Origin of the sequence: Methylobacterium sp. R2-1 (assembly GCF_014191355.1) — a bacterium.
Taxonomy (GTDB): domain Bacteria; phylum Pseudomonadota; class Alphaproteobacteria; order Rhizobiales; family Beijerinckiaceae; genus Methylobacterium.
On sequence record NZ_JACHWM010000008.1, the window covers coordinates 36777 to 53601 of the forward strand.

Annotated in this window: 15 protein-coding genes; 12 read left to right on the top strand and 3 right to left on the bottom strand. The window is 68.9% G+C overall.

Translation table 11 applies throughout. From position 1 onward, the window contains the following. Positions 1–111 precede the first annotated feature (111 nt). Positions 112–612, bottom strand: a complete 501-nt coding sequence (locus tag FHU13_RS12735; protein WP_183436249.1) for a hypothetical protein — start codon at positions 610–612, stop codon at positions 112–114. 326 nt (positions 613–938) lie between these two features. Between FHU13_RS12735 and FHU13_RS12740 the strand changes: the two genes are divergently transcribed. The 3 genes from FHU13_RS12740 (at position 939) to FHU13_RS12750 (ending at position 5302) form a co-directional block, all read left to right on the top strand. Then, positions 939–3152 carry a TonB-dependent siderophore receptor gene (locus FHU13_RS12740; RefSeq protein ID WP_183436250.1) on the top strand — a complete coding sequence of 738 codons (2214 nt, stop codon included), beginning with the start codon at positions 939–941 and terminating at the stop codon, positions 3150–3152. A gap of 127 nt (positions 3153–3279) precedes the next feature. Continuing rightward, positions 3280–4485, top strand: coding sequence for a PepSY-associated TM helix domain-containing protein (locus tag FHU13_RS12745; RefSeq protein WP_183436251.1), 1206 nt, complete (start codon positions 3280–3282; stop codon positions 4483–4485). An 85-nt stretch (positions 4486–4570) separates the two neighbouring features. Next, positions 4571–5302, top strand: coding sequence for a Crp/Fnr family transcriptional regulator (locus FHU13_RS12750; protein ID WP_183436252.1), 732 nt, complete (start codon positions 4571–4573; stop codon positions 5300–5302). A gap of 19 nt (positions 5303–5321) precedes the next feature. Here FHU13_RS12750 and FHU13_RS12755 read toward each other — a convergent pair whose 3' ends face one another. Beyond that, a complete protein-coding gene (locus FHU13_RS12755; RefSeq protein ID WP_183436417.1) occupies positions 5322–7115 on the bottom strand; it encodes a DUF3369 domain-containing protein in 1794 nt (597 codons plus the stop codon). A gap of 427 nt (positions 7116–7542) precedes the next feature. Here FHU13_RS12755 and FHU13_RS12760 point away from each other — a divergent pair, with 427 nt between their 5' ends. The 9 genes from FHU13_RS12760 to FHU13_RS12800 all read left to right on the top strand — a co-directional run bounded on the left by FHU13_RS12760 (position 7543) and on the right by FHU13_RS12800 (position 16107). Further along, positions 7543–8292, top strand: a complete 750-nt coding sequence (locus tag FHU13_RS12760; protein ID WP_183436253.1) for a response regulator — start codon at positions 7543–7545, stop codon at positions 8290–8292. A gap of 172 nt (positions 8293–8464) precedes the next feature. Then, positions 8465–8704: a hypothetical protein gene (locus FHU13_RS12765; RefSeq protein ID WP_183436254.1), complete on the top strand. Its 240-nt coding sequence runs from the start codon at positions 8465–8467 to the stop codon at positions 8702–8704. Between the two features lie 11 nt (positions 8705–8715). After that, on the top strand, positions 8716–8919 hold the full coding sequence (locus FHU13_RS12770; RefSeq protein ID WP_183436255.1) for a hypothetical protein: 204 nt from the start codon (positions 8716–8718) through the stop codon (positions 8917–8919). A 121-nt stretch (positions 8920–9040) separates the two neighbouring features. Next, positions 9041–11320 carry a sensor histidine kinase gene (locus tag FHU13_RS12775; RefSeq protein WP_183436256.1) on the top strand — a complete coding sequence of 760 codons (2280 nt, stop codon included), beginning with the start codon at positions 9041–9043 and terminating at the stop codon, positions 11318–11320. Continuing rightward, positions 11317–12957 (top strand): ABC transporter substrate-binding protein, encoded by a 1641-nt coding sequence (locus tag FHU13_RS12780; RefSeq protein ID WP_312889584.1) that lies wholly within the window; start codon positions 11317–11319, stop codon positions 12955–12957. Before FHU13_RS12775 ends, FHU13_RS12780 begins: the two co-directional genes overlap by 4 nt. A 246-nt stretch (positions 12958–13203) precedes the next feature. Continuing rightward, a complete protein-coding gene (locus tag FHU13_RS12785) occupies positions 13204–14151 on the top strand; it encodes a helix-turn-helix transcriptional regulator (protein WP_183436257.1) in 948 nt (315 codons plus the stop codon). A gap of 255 nt (positions 14152–14406) precedes the next feature. Then, on the top strand, positions 14407–15267 hold the full coding sequence (cysE, locus tag FHU13_RS12790) for a serine O-acetyltransferase (RefSeq protein ID WP_183436258.1): 861 nt from the start codon (positions 14407–14409) through the stop codon (positions 15265–15267). 136 nt (positions 15268–15403) lie between these two features. Next, positions 15404–15619 carry a DUF3126 family protein gene (locus FHU13_RS12795; protein WP_183436259.1) on the top strand — a complete coding sequence of 72 codons (216 nt, stop codon included), beginning with the start codon at positions 15404–15406 and terminating at the stop codon, positions 15617–15619. A 158-nt stretch (positions 15620–15777) separates the two neighbouring features. Next, entirely contained in the window at positions 15778–16107 is a 330-nt protein-coding gene (locus tag FHU13_RS12800; protein WP_183436260.1) for a DUF6949 family protein, read from the top strand. 22 nt (positions 16108–16129) lie between these two features. Here the strand turns inward: FHU13_RS12800 and FHU13_RS12805 are convergent, their stop codons facing one another. Continuing rightward, entirely contained in the window at positions 16130–16762 is a 633-nt protein-coding gene (locus FHU13_RS12805; protein ID WP_183436261.1) for a helix-turn-helix transcriptional regulator, read from the bottom strand. Positions 16763–16825: the final 63 nt, after the last annotated feature.

Here is a 16825-nt window from a genome sequence, read left to right on the forward strand (position 1 = left end):
CGCGCCGGCACACCGCCCCCATTTCCGACACGAACCCCGGGGGCGGCAACGAGACTTGGCCCGAAAGCGTTCCCCACCGCCACGCTTATTCGCGAGATGCCAGGCATGTGGTCAGGCCGGCCGGGACAGGTCGGAGCGGGGAAGCCGCAGGATGCGCGGCCGCCAGATGCCGAGCACGACGTTGAGAACCGCGACAGCGAGGATCACCCAGAGGGTATTACGCTCGGCTGCCAGTGCGCCCGTGAGGGTGGCGGGATCGATCTCGCCCCTGAGCGCGGCGGCACTGCGCCGGGCCTCCTCCTGCATCGGTCCCTGGATGCCGACGAAGCCGCCCTCGAACACCAGCACGCCGGTGGCGAGCTTGACCCAGGCCCAGCCCGCTTCCCGGAAACCCGGATGGAACGCTACAGCCAGCAGCCCGGCCACCAGCGTCAAGGCGAGGGAGGGCAGGAAGATCCACGTCGCGACCGCCCCCATTGCCCCGCGCATCAGGGCGTAGCCGGCGAGCGCGTCGGGCGGCGGAGTGAGGCTCAGGAGGACGATAAGGCAGGCCATCGCCCCCATCAGCCCGACCGCCCCCATGGTGTGGAGGAACTTGAGAAGGCGTCGCATCCCGGTGCGCCCCCGCCGCGGCAAACCTCCGTGGATTGTAGACACGAAAGCGGACACAGCGCGAGCGGCTCCCAGCGGGACGCAACCGCCTCCGAACGGCGCGTGCGCTCACGCGGTCGATCACAGGTCAAACCATCCGCACCGGCGAGATGGCCCGTAGGTATTCTTACTTTAGACTTGGAATAAAATGTTGTGCCGCCGCCACGACATGCTGCCGATTGGCAAAGTCCTGAAAACGATCTCGGCAAAAGCTTGCCGCCGGTGGAGCCGCATCGGTAAAGGCGCCGTACCGGTTTCGACGCGCCGGCTCTCGATATGGAACGGCAATGTGCAACGCAACGCAGGGAAAAAGGCGTCATGACAGAGGGAGGGCGATGCCTCGCTCCGCCACCTCAAGCGTCCTGTTCGCTTTTGCCCTGTTCGCTTTAGCCCTGTTCGCCCTTGCCTTGTCCTGGCCCCTCGACGTTCACGCCCAGACCGTCCCGCCCGAGGGCGCCGAGGCCGTCCTGTCCGAACTCTCGGTCACGGGCAGCGGCGAGCGGGCGGGCGGACCCGTCGTCGGATACCGCGCCACGCGCTCGGCCACCGCGATGCGGACGGACACGGCACTTCGCGACACGCCGCAATCGATCCAGGTCGTCCCGCGCGAGGTTCTGGTCGATCAGCAGGACGTGCGCCTCACCGACGCGCTCACCAATGTCAGCAACGTCCAGCCCGGCGGCACCATCCAAGGGCGCTCCGACACCTACATCCTGCGCGGCTTCCGCACCCAGACCTACGCCATCGACGGCCTCGTGCTGAACCCGGCCAACGCGTTCCAGCCGGCGCAGCGCGACCTCGCCAATGTCGAGCGGGTGGAGGTTCTGAAAGGTCCGGCTTCCGTCCTCTACGGCCAGGGCGACCCCGGCGGCCTGATCAACATCGTCACGCGCCAGCCCACGCTCGCACCCTCCGCCGACGTCACCGTCCAGGGCGGCTCGTTCGGTTTCCGGCGGGTGCAGGGGTCGGTCTCGGGCGCGATCCCGAGCGTCGAAGGGCTCTCCGCCCGCTTCAGCTTCGGCACGCAGAACGAGGAGACCTTCCGCGATTTCGGCGGTCCGGAAAACTCGCGGCACTTCTTCGCGCCGGCCTTCGTCTGGACGCCCGATCCTTCGACGCGCGTCTACCTCAACGCCGAGTTCACCCGTCAGCACAGCCAGTACGATGAGGGCCTGATCGCCTTCCGCGGCCGGGTGCCGCTCGACAATGTCCGCCGCTTCTACGGCGAGCCGTGGTCGCGCTACTACGGCGAAGCGAACGCGATCACGCTGCTCGCCGAGCACGACGTCAACGAGAACCTGACCCTGCGGCAGGCGATCAACGGCCAGTGGGGATCGTTCGATCTCCTCGCGACTCGGGCGACGGGCGTGAACGCCGCCGGCACCACGGTGACGCGGCGCCTCACCGAGGGCGACTCGATCTACCACTCGATCGACAGCCGGACCGAGGCGGTCGGGCGCTTCGTCGATCCGTTCGGGTTCCGCCACACGGCTTTGGCCGGCTTCGAGATCGTGGACGGATACCGCCACCCCTACACGACGCAGGGGACCGCGACCTCGGTCTCCTTCCTCAACCCGATCCGGGGCTCGGTGCCGCAGATCGGCACGCTGACCCTGCAGAGCGATCTGCGGCAGAAGCTCAGCCTGTTCGGCCTCTACCTGCAGGACCAGATCGAGTTCTTCCCCGGCCTGCAAGTCGTGCTCGGGGTGCGATTCGATACAGCGGACCAACTCTATTTCCAGCGCACGCCGAGCACGCGGACGATCCCGCCGGAGCAGAACCTCACCGGGGTCTCGCCACGGGTCGGTCTCGTCTGGCGGCCGGTGGAGCCGCTCACGCTCTACGGCAGCTACACCACCTCCTTCGTCCCGCAGACCGCCAATGTCCTCAACGTCGCGAGCCCGCCCCCGGAGACCGGCGAGCAGGTTGAGGTCGGCGCGCGCTTCGACCTGATCCCCGATCAGCTCACGGTCAGTGCTGCCGCCTTCGGCATCCTGCGAGCAAACGTCGCCGCCTCCGATCCGGTCAATACCGGCTTCTCGATCATCACCGGCGAGCAGCGCGCGCAGGGATTCGAGGCGGACATTGCCGGCGAGATCCTGCCGGGCTGGAAGATCATCGGCGGCATCGGCTATCTCGATGCCACGGTCACGAAGGATTCAACCGTCGCTGTCGGCAATCGCCTGCCCGCGGCGCCGGTCTTCAGCGCCAGCGTCTGGTCGACCTACCAGTTCCAAGGTGGCCCCCTGCGGGGCTGGGGCTTCGGCGGCGGCCTCACCTATGTCGGCGAGCGCTTCGGCGACATCACCAACACCTACAAGGTCGGCGCCTATGCCCGCCTCGACGCAGCCGTGTTCTACGAGATCGATCCGACCTGGCGCTTCGCCGTGAACGGCCGCAATCTCACCGACCGGCGCTACATCGAGCAGCCGTTCAACCAGTTCAACAACCTGCCCGGCGCTCCGCTCACGGTGCTCGCCAGCTTGACGGCGCGCTATTGAGGGCGGCTCGTCTAAGTGTCTCTCACAAAACGCCCGCTGCGCCGTCGCGTCCAGAGAGAGTGCTCCCGAGACCCGGGAGCTTTGCGAGACACTTCAAGAACCGAACGAGTTCAATTTTCGGAACGTCATGCCGTCTGCCTTCTCTCCCACCCGCACCGTGTTGTTCCGACTGCACTGGGCGCTCGGCCTCACCGCCGGACTCGTGCTCGCGCTGATGGGAGTGACGGGCGCCCTCATGAGCTACGAGGACGCGATCACCGCCCTGGCCAACCGCGACCGGGTGCAGGTCGCGGCTGCGCAGGATCGGCCGCCGCTCGCGCCCTCGGCCCTGGCAGCACGGATCGAGGCGCAGCTTCAGGGGCAGCGGGTCGCCGCGCTGACCCTGTCGGGCAATCCCGTTCAGAGCGCCGTGGCGCGCTTTGCCCGCAACCGGGCCGGCGGCGAGCGGCCCTCCCCTGTCTACGCCGACCCCAACGACGGAACCGTGCTCGGCCCCGTGCGGCTCGAAGCGTTCTTCGGCACCGTGCGGGCCCTGCACCGCTGGCTGCTGCTTCCCGGCGAGGGCAAGGGCTGGGGCCGCACGATCACCGGAGCCTGTGCCATCGCGCTCCTCATCTTCCTCGGCAGCGGGCTGTACCTGCGCTGGCCCGGACGGCACGGCTGGCGGGTCTGGCTCCGGCCGAACCTCGCCCGGCCTGGCCGGGCCCGTTGGTGGTCGCTGCACGCGGTTGCGGGGACGTGGCTGCTGCCGGTCTACGCGGTGACCGCCCTGTCGGGCCTGTGGTGGTCCTACGAGGGATATCGCGCGGGCGCGACATGGCTCCTCACGGGGCAAGTCACGGGGCAAGTCACGGGGCCCGCGCCGAAGGAACGATCGGCGGGGCGCTCAGCCGACCGCACGCCTGATCGCAGCGCGCCCGAAGGCGCACCGGCGATCGACACGGCCTGGGCTGACTTCTCGGCCACGCATGCGGCAGCCCTCGCGACCCTGACCCTGCCGGGACCCGAGGCGGCAGCGATCCGCATTCGCTGGTACGCCCCGGATGCGACGCTCCGCAACGAGGCCACCTACGACGCCCGCACCGGTGCCCCGCTCAACGACCAGCGCGCCGCTGAATCGGGTCTCGGCCAGCGCATCGCCGACAACATGCTCGAGGTGCATCGGGGCCGCTTCTTCGGCGCGCCCGCCGCCCTGCTGTTCTGCCTTGCTGCGCTCGCGCTCCCCGGCTTCTTCGCCACCGGGCTGACGCTCTACGCGTTGCGGCGCCGGACCGGGCGGCGACGGGCTCCAGACCGCTCAGCTCGTCCGGCCGAGGCGTCCGCACGAGGATGACGGCGCGTCAGCGCCTCCGCGATCATCGAACTCAGGTTCCGGGCCGGGGTTCTCGCAAAGACACGAGAGGGATTGGGGGCCGGAAATGGGTGTTACATCAACGCGAAACCTCCTGCTTCAGGCGCTGCCGCCGGGAGAACTGGAACAGCTCCTGCCGCAGTTCGAGCGTGTCGAGGTCCAGAAAGGCGACATCCTCTGGTCTGTCGGCGATCCGCTCGATTTCGTCTATTTCCCGGAAGCCGGTCTCTCGTCGAACGTCGCCGTGACGGGTGAGGGACGGCGAATCGAGGTTGGCTGCTTCGGCTACGAGGGCATGGTCAGCACGGCCAGCGTTTTGAACGTGGATCGCGCCCCGCACGAGCTTCTGGTCCAGGTCGGTGGTCCCTGGCTGCGGATCGGGGCCGAAGCCTTCCGCGACGCTCTCCGGATCAGCCCTGCCCTGCACGACCTGTTGATGCGCTACACCCACACCATGATCATGACCGTGAGCCAAACGGCCATGTCGAACGGCGCCTACTCCGTCGAGGAGCGGCTGGCCCGCTGGATCCTCATGGCGCACGACCGGCTCGAGGGCGACGAACTCGCGCTCACCCATGACTTCCTATCGATCATGCTGGCGACGCAGCGATCGACCGTGACGCTGGCGATCCAGGCGCTCGAGGGCTACGGCGCGATTCAGGCCAGGCGCGCCCTGATCATCATCCGCGACCGCGGCATGCTCTGCGACCTGGCGGGCAACAGCTACGGTCCCGCCGAAGCCGAGTACGAGCGCCTGATCGGCCCCTTCCGGAAGACGGTGGCCGCATCTCACGGCTGAGGGCGCTTGACAGCCACGCCTACACCAATCCCACCGTCTCCTTCGGGAACCGCATCGAGAACACGGCGCCCCGCCCCGCGCCATCGGAAAACGCCTCGGCGCGGCCACCGTGGAGTTCGGCGATGCGCTTGACGATGGAGAGGCCCAGCCCCGTCGAACCCTCGCCGCCGGTGGGCTTGGCCGACAGGCGCTGATAACGACCGAACAGGCGGCCGGCATCCTCCGGGGACAGGCCTGGGCCCTGATCGGCCACCGCGCAGACGTAGTTGCCCCCCTCCTCCCGCACGCTCACCGTGATCGCTCCGCCGGGATAGGAATACTTGATCGCGTTCGAGACGAGGTTGTCGAGCGCCTCGCGCAGCCGCTCGGCGTCGCCACAGAGATGGAGCGGGGCAGCCAGATTCGTGGTCAGGCTCTGGCCCTTCGATTCGGCAAGCGGCCGGTTGGCTTCGCAGACCTCGCGGGCAAGACCGGCCAGATCCACGGGCTCGCGCCGCAGGGTGATGTCGAGGGCATCGTTCATGGCGTCGGCCATGAGGCTGTCGATCATGTCGATCAGGCGCGTGGCCGAGGTGCGGATGTGATCGACCTGGGTCCGCATCGCAGCCCGCGCATTCTCCGAGCCGGAAGTCTCCCCCTGGTCGAGACCGATCAGGTCGGTCAGCATCTCGGACCGGCCCAGGATCACCGAGAGCGGGTTCTTCAGGTCGTGGGCGATGGTGCCCAGGATCTCGGTCTTGAGGCTGTTGGCCCGGCGCAGGTCCGAGCGCTGCATGTCGAGGCGCCGGTTGGCGCGGATGAGCTCGGCGGTGCGCTCGACCACCCGCTGCTCCAGGGTGACGTTGGCGCGCTGCAGCCGCTCGTAGAGAATCACGTTGTCGAAGGCGACCGAGAGACGTCCCGCCAGCAGGGTGATCAGCGCGCGGTCGGTATCGGAGAGCGGGCGGTCGGTGTCGATCAGCGCGACGATCTCGCTGCCGCTCGCGGTCTGCACGTAGAGCGTGGAGAGGTGATCGCCGAAGCTGTGGCGGCGCGCGGCGAAGGCCTGCTCGACCAGGGGCTGGATGCCGGGGTCGAGCGGCCAGCCGGGATCGCGGCCGACATAGCCGCCGTAGAGCCCTGAGCCGGCGAGCACGCAGAAGCCGCCCTCGCGACGGTCTCCGGCCTCGCGCTTGTCCTCGCGCTCATCCTCGCGCAGCACGAGGATACCGGCGCAATCCACGTTGAGGAGCGAGGCGACCTGGGTCAGCACCCCTTCGGCGAGCCGCTGCATCGACTTATGGTCGAGCAGCATCGGCGCGGCGTCGATGATGATTTCGAGGCCGCGCCGGGTCTCGTCGAGCCGCCGGAGCTGCTGGTAGGCTCGGAGCGCCGCGGTGAGGCTGGTGAAGAGCTTGTCGGCGGTGAGTTCGGTCTTCGCCTTGTAGTCGTTGATGTCGTAATCGACGATGACGCGCCGTTCCGGCGCCTGCCCCGGCTGGCCGGTGCGCAGGATGATGCGGACGGTCTCTTCCTTCAGGTCCCGGCGGATGTAGTCGACGAGCTTGAGGCCGGCATCGTCGGTCTCCATCACCACGTCGAGGAGCACGATGGCGACGTCGCGCCGCTCGGCGAGCAGCGCCCGCGCCTCCTGCGCGGAGTGGGCGGAGAGGATATCGAGGCCCCGCCCGTCGAGGCTGTAGCCGGCGAGCGCGTAACGGGTGCCCTCGTGGACAGCCGGGTCGTCGTCGATCACCGCGATCGTCCAGGTGCCGGCGCGGGCCGGCGCTTCCGCCGCCTCGTCGGGGATGAGTTCAAGCCAGTCGTCGTCCATCGCGTCACTCATCGCGTGAAGGCCTTTCGCGCTCTTCGAGGCCACCCGCCTGCCTTTGCTGCCCGCATCAGCGTAACGAGTGCTCTCTCGTCACTCTTGGTGAGGCGGCGCGTGCGGTTGTGCCGTTCGAAATCACACACGGCGATGTTTAGCGAGAACTTGCGAAGAAATCTTATCGAAAGGCGGATGGTCTCAACACATCACTCGCCGGCACATGTCGGGTGGCTTCAATGATCGCGTGCACGACCGCTGTCACACGCTCCGTAAGAGCCGTTGATTGCCGCCTCGGCGGCGTCGCCAAGTCCGGTTCGATCGGGCATGGTGAGAGCGAAAGCTGTCGCGTTCGGCCAAGTGTGCGCTTTTCGATTCGAGGGAAGATCGAGGTGACGACACGGTTCTCTTCACCCAATCCGGCAGGCGACCGCCCATGACGGTGACCGGCCCCCACATCGCCGTCGTCGACGACGAGGCGGATGCCCGCGCCATGGTCGGCGATTACCTGCGCCTGCACGGCTTCGACGTGGCCCTGTGCGAGGGCGGGCGGGCGCTGCGGGCGCATCTGCAGATCCGCACACCGGACCTGATCGTGCTCGACCTCAACATGCCCGAGGAGGACGGCCTTTCCATCGTGCGGGACCTGAAGGCGCGCAGCCCGATCCCGATCATCATGCTGACGGCGACGGCCAGCCCGATCGACCGGGTGGTGGGACTCGAACTCGGCGCGGACGACTACCTGCCCAAGCCCTGCGAGCTGCGTGAACTCGTCGCCCGGGTGCGCTCGGTGTTGCGGCGGGCGCAAGGTGCGCCCCCGGCTTCTACCCTGGCGTCGGCGAAGGCCCCGGCACCCGAACCGGCGGTGTCCTCGCGAACCATCCGGTTCGGAACGAAGTGGCTCGAACTCGATGCCTTGCGCCTGCGCGACGACGCGGGCGTGGAGCAGCCGCTCACCCGTTCGGAATTCGATCTTCTCAAGGCCTTCGCCGATCATCCGAAGCGGGCTTTGTCCCGCGAGCGGCTGCTCGACCTCGCCGATGCCCGCGATCCGGACGCCTTCGACCGGGCGATCGACGTGCGAATCAATCGCATCCGCAAGAAGGTGGAGCCCGACCCGGCCAACCCGCGCTACATCCGTACCGTGCGCGGCCTCGGCTATATCTTCCGGCCCGAGGGGGATTGAGGGCGCATCCGCCGCCGAATGTTTCGTCGGCGCGGTCTTCGACGCAACAAACGCCCTTGATCCGGTGATCCTGTGACCGGTGACGCAAAACGCCGGACACGCCCTCTCCCTACAACCATCCCCATCGACGACGGCGAAGCCGCAAGGGGATGTCATGCAGGGATTGGTCTCAATGATTGCCGCGAGTGCGGTGCTGTCCGCCGGCCTCGTTGCCGGCTTGGCCGCGACGGATGCCGCCGCCCGTCCGAAGCTGGCGATGAGTGCGGCGCCCATCGAGGCGCCCACGGTCGAGGCTCCCGAGAGCGGTCCGTCGATGACGGTCTCCCCCTGTGCCGCCGCGTGGCCCTACCTGCCGGCGGCCTGCTCTGCCGATGGGCGCAAGGTGCGCATCATTGCTCTCACCGGACGCTGAGGAAGGCCGCCATGCCGCACTTCTCGAAGGAGGCCCTGGAGACCTCGCCGGAGGCGCTGGCCAACCTGCGGGAGATCCTGCACGGGCGCCAGCAGGGCGGCCGCACCGGCCGGACCGTGCAGACGACGCCGACCAAGGAGGGGCGTTTCGGCACCTCCGGCGGCCGAGGCTCGCCGGAGCGCAAGCGGCGCCACACGTCCACGGCGGGGGTATGAGGACAGCTTCGGGGGCCATCCCCACCAAGACGGGGGCGAGGCCCTTGTCCGGAGCCGCTTTTCCGGCGACGATCCCGCCGCGACGAAAGACGCTCCCGAGGGAGCCCGCGACGGGGCGAGGATGCGGGTCGGCCGGAAGATTGCCCTGGTCGGCGGTGTCCCGATCCTCGTCGCCGCGGCCATCGCGGCGGCGGGCTGGTTCCTGCTCACCCAGGGCGAGCGGGCCCGGGCCGGCGCCCTGCTCGCCGCCCGCGTCTATCACGATCTCACCCTGGCGCGGTTGGTCCGCGACGACTTCGTCGCCGCCCGCGCCGATGCACGCGCCGCCTTCGAGACGCGGTTCTTCGACCTGACCGACAGAGCCGGCCGCGGCCTGGCCACTCTTCAGAATCAAGCTCGCACCCGGGGACAGGCCGAGCGGGCCGCCGCCGCACGCCAATCCCTCGACCGCTACGTGGAGCGGATGCGCGATTTCTCCGCGGTCGCCCGCGAGAATGACGGTCTCATCGCCGAGATGAGCCGGCGCGCGAGCCGCCTGACCGACCTCGCCGAGCAGGCCCGCGAGCGGCAGCAAACCTCGAACGTCGACCTTGCCTGGACGCTGACGGGAAAAGTGAACCGGCTGCGCGCGACCCGTGACGCCGTGACGGGGCTCAACGCCGTGCTGGCCGCCGCGTGGCAGCTCGCCCTCGCCAGGGAACGCGGCGCCCCCCCTGGGACCGAGCGCTCTGAGCGAACCCGCCTCGTTCATGCCGGCCGCGACCTTGCGGCGGCCCTGCGCGCCACCTCTCGCGAGACCGAGGCCGCGGAAGCTGAACGTTTGACCGCCCTCGACTCGGCCGCGAGCGATCGGTTGACCGAGTGGGGCGAGCGCCTCCTCAAGATCGTGACGTCCGAGCAGCGCACGCTCGACGACGAGGTGGCACAGCTCCTCACCTACGCAGGAGAGGCCAACGCGACGGAGCAGGCGACGCAGAACATCGGCATCACGACGCTCAAGCTTGGGCAGCGCACCGCCGAGGCGCTGGCACGCCGGGATGCGGAGGCCGTCTCCGCCATGCTCGGCGAGGGCGAGCGGCTCTCGGCGAGCGCGTCCGCGCTGCCGATCTCACCGCTGATCCAGTCCGAGATGATCGAGGCCATCGACGGCTGGCGCGCGCGGCTCGCCACCACCGTCGACGGACTCAAGCGGCAGAACGCGATGATAGCCGAGATGGACGGTCTCGCTGCGGGCTTGAGCGAGGCCGCCCGCGCGCTGAACGACGACGCCGTCGAGGATGCCGACCGGTTCGGCACCTTCCTGGGCCAGCTTCTCCTCGCCGGCGCGGCTGTCGGCCTGCTGCTCGGAGCGCTGGTCGCGCTGGCCGTGGCCCGCTCGATCCTCGTGCCGCTGCGTCAGCTCCAGGGCGACATGATCGCGCTCGCCGCCGACCCGAAGGCGGAGGGGCTCTCCGGCACGCAGCGCACGGACGAACTCGGCGACATCGCCCGGGCGACGAATTTCTTCGTGACCGAGATCGGCCGGCGCGAACGGGCATTGCGGCGGGCCAAGGACCAGGCGGACAATGCCCTTCAAGATCTCCATCAGGCCCAGGACGACCTGATCCGCGCGGAAAAACTTGCCTCGCTGGGGCAGCTCGTGGCCGGCGTCGCCCACGAGATCAACACGCCGCTCGGCATCGCGCTGACCACCGCGACGCTGGTACGCGACGAGACGCGGGCCTTTCAGGGCTTGGTCACGGCGGGCACGCTGTCGCGCTCGCGCCTGACCCATTTCGTCGATCGAGTCGGGGAAGGGTCGCAATTGCTCTGCGCGAACCTGACCCGCGCCGCCGACCTCGTTCACGGCTTCAAGCAGGTGGCGGTGGACCGGGCGAGCGACGAGCGCCGACGTTTTGATCTCGACGTCTGGCTCGGCGAATTGCTCGCGAGCCTCCAGCCGATGCTGCGCAAGGGCGGCCACAGGATCGAGCGCGACGACCCATCCGGCATCGTCGTGGACACCTATCCCGGCGTGCTGGCGCAGGTCGTCACCAATCTCGTCGCCAACGCCGTCGTGCACGGCTTCGCCGGTGCCGAGCGGCCCGGAACCATCACGGTGCGGGTCTCGCATGCCGGATCTCTCGTGCGGCTGGAGGTGAGCGACGACGGCGGCGGCATCGCGCCGGAGCATCTCGGGCGGATCTTCGACCCGTTCTTCACCACCGCCCGCTCCCACGGCAGCACCGGGCTCGGCATGCACATCGTGCACAACCTCGTAACGGCTAAGCTCCAGGGCCGCATCGCCGTCGAGAGCGAGCCGGGCCGGGGCACGCTCGTGCGGCTCGAATTCCCGCGGGCACCCGGCGAGGTCGAGCGGACGGGCACCGCCCGCCGGCCCGCCGGAGCGCAGGCACCATGAGACGCCGCGCGAGAGATCGCATCGGATACCGCGTCCGGGCCGCGGCCACCGTGGCCGTCATGCTGGCCGCCGTCACCGGAGCCTCGCCGGGGCAGGCGCGCACCCTGGTCTATTGCTCGGAGGGAAACCCGGAATCGCTCGATCCCGGCCTCGTCACCACGACGACGGCGATGAGTGCGGCGTGGCAGATGTTCAACAGCCTCGTCGAGTTCGCCCCCGGCACCACCGATTTGCGGCCGGCGCTCGCCGAGTCGTGGCAGGTCTCCGACGGAGGGCGGACCTACGACTTCACCCTGCGGGCGGGGGTGCGCTTTCACGCCAATGCCGGCTTCACGCCGAGCCGCCCGCTCAATGCCGACGACGTGCTGTTCAGCTTCCTCCGCCAGTGGAAGCCGGACCATCCCTATCATCGGGTCGGCGGCGACTTCGCCTATTTCCGCGATCTCGGCCTCGCCGGCCTGATCGAGGGAATCGAACGGCTCGACGAACGCCGGGTCCGCTTCCGGCTCAAGGAGCCGGACGCGACCTTCCTGCCCAACCTCGCCCAGGCCTTCGGCAGCATCCTGTCGGCGGAGTACGCCGAGCAACTCGCCCGCCGAGGTGTGCCGGAAGAGCTGGCCCGCGCGCCGGTCGGCACAGGGCCGTTCCGCTTCGTCGATTACCGCCCCGACGTGGCGGTGCGCTATCGCAGCTTCCCGGAGTACTGGCGCCGGGCAGCGGCAGCCGAGGCGGAAACCGTCGAGGCGCTGGTTTTCTCGATCACGCCGAACACGGCCGTGCGACTGACCAAGCTCAAGGCGGGCGAATGCCATGTGATGGCCTTTCCCGGCACGGCGGATCTCGATGCGGTGCGGACCGACCCCGACCTCGCACTGGTATCGGGCGAGGAACTGAACATCGCCTATCTCGCCCTCAATACCGCGCGCCCGCCGATGACCGATCCGCGCGTGCGCCGCGCCATCAACCTCGCCATTGACCGGCGCGCCATCGTCGAGGCCGTCTACGGACCGGCCGGCACGGTGGCACATAACCCCTTGCCGCCGTCGAGCTGGGCCTTCCACCGCGACCTGCCTGAGCCCCCCTTCGACCGCGAGGCCGCCGCTCGCCTGCTCGCCGAGGCCGGACTCGCCGAGGGGTTCGAGACCGATCTCTGGTTCCTGCCGGTCAGCCGGCCCTACAACCCCAACGGACGGCGCGTGGCGGATATGATCCGCGTTGACCTCTCCCGCATCGGCGTCCGCGCCCGGCTGGTCACCCGCGATTGGACTGCATACCGGGCCGCACTCTACGGTGGCGAGCCGACGATGATGCTCTACGGCTGGACCAGCGACAACGGCGACCCAGACAACTTCATGAACGTGCTGCTCGGCTGCCGGGCCGCGGAACCGGGAGGCGCCAATCTCGCCCGCTGGTGCGATCCCGGCTACGATGCGGCGGTACAGGCCGCCCGCCGGACCGACGATCGTGAGGTTCGCACTCGGCTCTACAGGGATGCGCAAGTCCGTTTCCGCGAGGCCGCCCCCTGGGTGCCACTCGCCCACACCCTCGTCCACATGGCGATCCGGCGCACGGTGAACGGCTTCCGGACAGATCCGCTCGGGCGCACCCTGTTCGAGGGTGTGACGTTGACGGAGTAATGTTTTGCGGTGCCGTATCTCGCATTGCGGGATAGCATATATTATCCACCGGCGAGTGCGCATGGATGCCACGCTTGGGAGGTGGGTTGCGCTGCAGCCTGCCAATCTCCAGATGTGCGCCTTCCCCGCCATAACCCGCGCGCTCTGGCCCGCGTGTTCCTGCGGGTGTCGCTCGGACGGGAAACCGGACGAACGGACGGTGTCCTGAGCGGGAGGTGGGGACCTCGACGGGGACGCCCGGCAAGGATGTGGATCGAGGCGGGCGTCGGAAAGGACGATGAGGTGAGTGAGGCCATGACCGACGCGGCCGAACAAGAGGCGAGTTTCCTCAACGAACTCGGCCGACGTGTGCGTCACGCCCGGACGGTGCGCGGACTGTCGCGCAAGCTGCTCTCGCAGGCCTCAGGCCTGTCCGAGCGCTACATCGCCCAACTCGAGAGCGGCCAGGGGAACGTTTCGATCATCCTGCTGCGGCGTGTCGCCAACGCGATGGGGATGCGGCTCGACGATCTCGTTTCGAGCCAGGAAGCCTCCTCCGACTGGCGCGTCATCCGCGACCTCCTCGACCAGGCGAGCCCGGACCAGATTGCCCTGGCCAAGTCGGCGCTTGCGGGCTCAACCGGCGCGGAAGCGCGCACGGTCCGGCGGCGCGTGGCGCTGGTGGGCCTGCGTGGCGCCGGCAAATCGACGCTCGGCCGGATGGCGGCCGCCCATCTCGGCTGGCGCTTCGTGGAGCTCAACACCGAGATCGAGCGCGAGAACGGCTTGTCGGTGCGCGAAATCTTCGCGATCTACGGTCAGGAAGGCTATCGGCGGCTTGAGCAGAAGGCCCTGCGTGGCCTCGCCGAGCAGCCGGGCCCGATGGTGCTCGCCACCGGCGGCAGCATCGTCGCCGAGCCGCTGACCTACGACCTGCTCCTGTCTTCCTTCTACACGATCTGGCTACAGGCCCGGCCCGAGGAGCATCTTCAGCGGGTGCGTGACCAGGGCCATGTCGAGGGCAAGGGCGACCCCGCCTGGGTGCTGGACGACCTGCGCGCCGTGCTGCTCAGCCGCGAGCCGCTCTATGCCCGGGCGTCGGCCGTCGTGGACACCTCCGACGTCCCGGTCGAGATCATGGCCGCGCGCTTGATCGAGGTGATCGAAACCCGCGTCAGCGGCAACGACAACGGCGGCAAGCGCCCGGCCGCGTGACAGCGGCGCCACCCAGGGTGAAGCACGACCTCTTGATGCGGCGCCGGGTTACACCAAGCTGTAAGGCTTGCGCCGGCGCGGGCGAAGACACTTCTCTCGCTCGCCGCACGCGCGATACGGGTCGTATCCACTTGCCCTGCCCGGCGGCATAATCCGTCCCGCCAAAGCGACGGGGCTCGAACACTCTGCCGGCCGCGACGCGTGTCGCGGTCTCAGGCCGGATGGACAGCCGGCGCATCCGTCGAGGAGGAATGCATGTCCGCCAGTCCGTCGCTCAGCCCGGCCTCCGGGCGCGAAGGGATCGCCGGTATTGTCGATCCGCTCTGGATGCGCGTGCGCACCGAAGCGGAGTCGGTGGTGCGCGACGAACCGCAACTCGCCTCGTTCTTCGTGGCGACCATCCTCAACCATCCGAGCCTGGAGGCGGCGGTGGCCTACCGCGTCGCCACCCGACTCGGCCACGCCTCGCTCTCGACCGAACTCGTCGCCCACGGCTTCCACGAGGCGCTCCAGGACGATGCCCGCATCGGCCAGAGCATGCGCGCCGACATCCTCGCCGTGATGGATCGTGACCCGGCGACGACCCGAGCGCTCGAGCCGCTGCTCTATTTCAAGGGCTTCCACGCGATCCAGGCGCACCGTCTCGCCCACTGGTACTGGGGCCAAGGCCGGCGCGATCTCGCGCTCTACCTCCAGAGCCGGTCGTCGGAGGTGTTCCAGACCGATATCCACCCGGCGGCCCGGATCGGGCGCGGGGTGTTCTTCGATCATGCCACCGGCCTCGTTGTCGGCTCCACCGCGGTGATCGAGGACGACGTCTCGATCCTGCACGCGGTGACGCTCGGCGGCACGGGCAAGCATGGGGGCGACCGCCACCCGAAGATCCGCCGCGGCGTCATGATCGGTGCGGGCGCCAAGATCCTCGGCAACATCGAGGTCGGGGCCTGCGCCCGGGTCGCGGCGGGCTCCGTCGTGCTCCGCTCGGTGCCGCCGCACACCACGGTGGTCGGCGTGCCGGCGCGTGTCGTGGGTGCTGCCGGCTGTGCCGAGCCGGCCCGCTCGATGGACCAGCTCGTGGCGATGAGCGAGTTCGTCGATATCGCCGGCGGAATCTGAAGCCGCTCCCTGCCTCCGGCGGGTTGCCTGCCCTCCCGCGACGTGGCAAGCCGCCGACGACCATCCGAAGCCCCATCCGCGCTGCCGCCGGGATCGCGCGTCCCGGCATGCACCGCCTCGCAAGAAGGTTGACGGCGTGACCAAGACCGAAGTCGCCAAGCTGCAGGACTACCTGCGCCGCAAGTTCGCCAACGCCAACATCCGCGTGGTCGCGATGAAGACCGGTGACTCCGCCGAGGTGTTCATCGGCGACGAGTCGATCGGCGTTCTCGCCGACGACAAGGAGGACGGCGACGATTCCTTCACCTTCCGGATGGCGATCCTCGATATCGACCTCGAAGAGGAGGCCTGAGGCTCGCCTCGTTCCGATCACGGGTCCGATCACGGAACATCGCGCCGTCCCGGGCATCGCACCTGTGGGCGGCGTTAGCGTTAACGAAACGTCTTTCTTAACAAGACGTAAACCATCGGCCAGACTGCGCGCCACATCCTGAGAAGGAGCGTCGCGTCATGACCCTGAGCCCCACTTCCCTCGAATCCATTCAGGCGCTCATCGTCGGCCTCGCGCTGGCGGGGCTGCTCGCGAGTGCCTTCGAATACGCCACGAACCGGCGGGCGAGCTTCCGCTTGCTGGAGGCCGGCGGCGTCACCGCGCTCGCCGCGCTGCCGATGATCGCGGTGGTCGCGCCCTTCATCATCCTGCGCAACACCCTGCGGGGCCGTCGCTTCGAACAGCGGCCGATCCCGTTCGTGATGGTCGCGACGATGATCGCCTGCGGCTGGAGCCTGCTCTCGGGCCAGATCGCTCTCGGCATGGCCCACCGGCTAGCCGGCCTGTAGTCCCGGGCGCCGGAATCGAGGACTACTGCCGCACCCACATCACCCGCGCCATCCAGGCGACGTCGGTGAGTGGCACCATGCGATCCTCGTGGTCGGGATTGAGCGAAGCCAGTTCGATGGTGCGGGCGGTGCGGCGGCGCAGCTCCTTGGCCAGCACCTCGCCGCTGTTGAGCCGGGCAACGACCCGGTCACCCTTGCGAATGCCGGCATTCGGGGCAACGATCAGCACATCACCGTCACGGTAGAGCGGCAGCATCGAATCGCCCTGCACCTCCAGGGCGAAGGCGTGATCTCCGCCGAGATCGGGGAACTCGATCTCATCCCAGCCGGGGCCGCCCGTTGGAATACCTTCCTCGGTGAACAGGCGGCCCGAGCCGGCCTGGGTCAGGCCGATCAGCGGCACCATCGTCCGGGTCGGCGCCTGCTCCGAACCGACCAGGTGCAGGAAGTCGTCGAGGCTGGCGCCGGTGGCGGCGAGCACCTTCGCGATCGATTCGGTGGAGGGCCACCGCTTGCGCCCATCGGGACCGACTCGCTTCGAGCGGTTGAAGCTCGTGGCGTCGAGGCCCGCACGCCGGGCGAGGCCCGAGGCGGAGAAGCCGTGGCGCTCGGCCAACCGGTCGATCGCAGTCCAAATCTGCTCGTGCGACAGCATAGCGGCCTCAAACCGGCGCGTGTGCCGTTGAGACATACGGCCTAAAGTTAGGAAACTAGAACC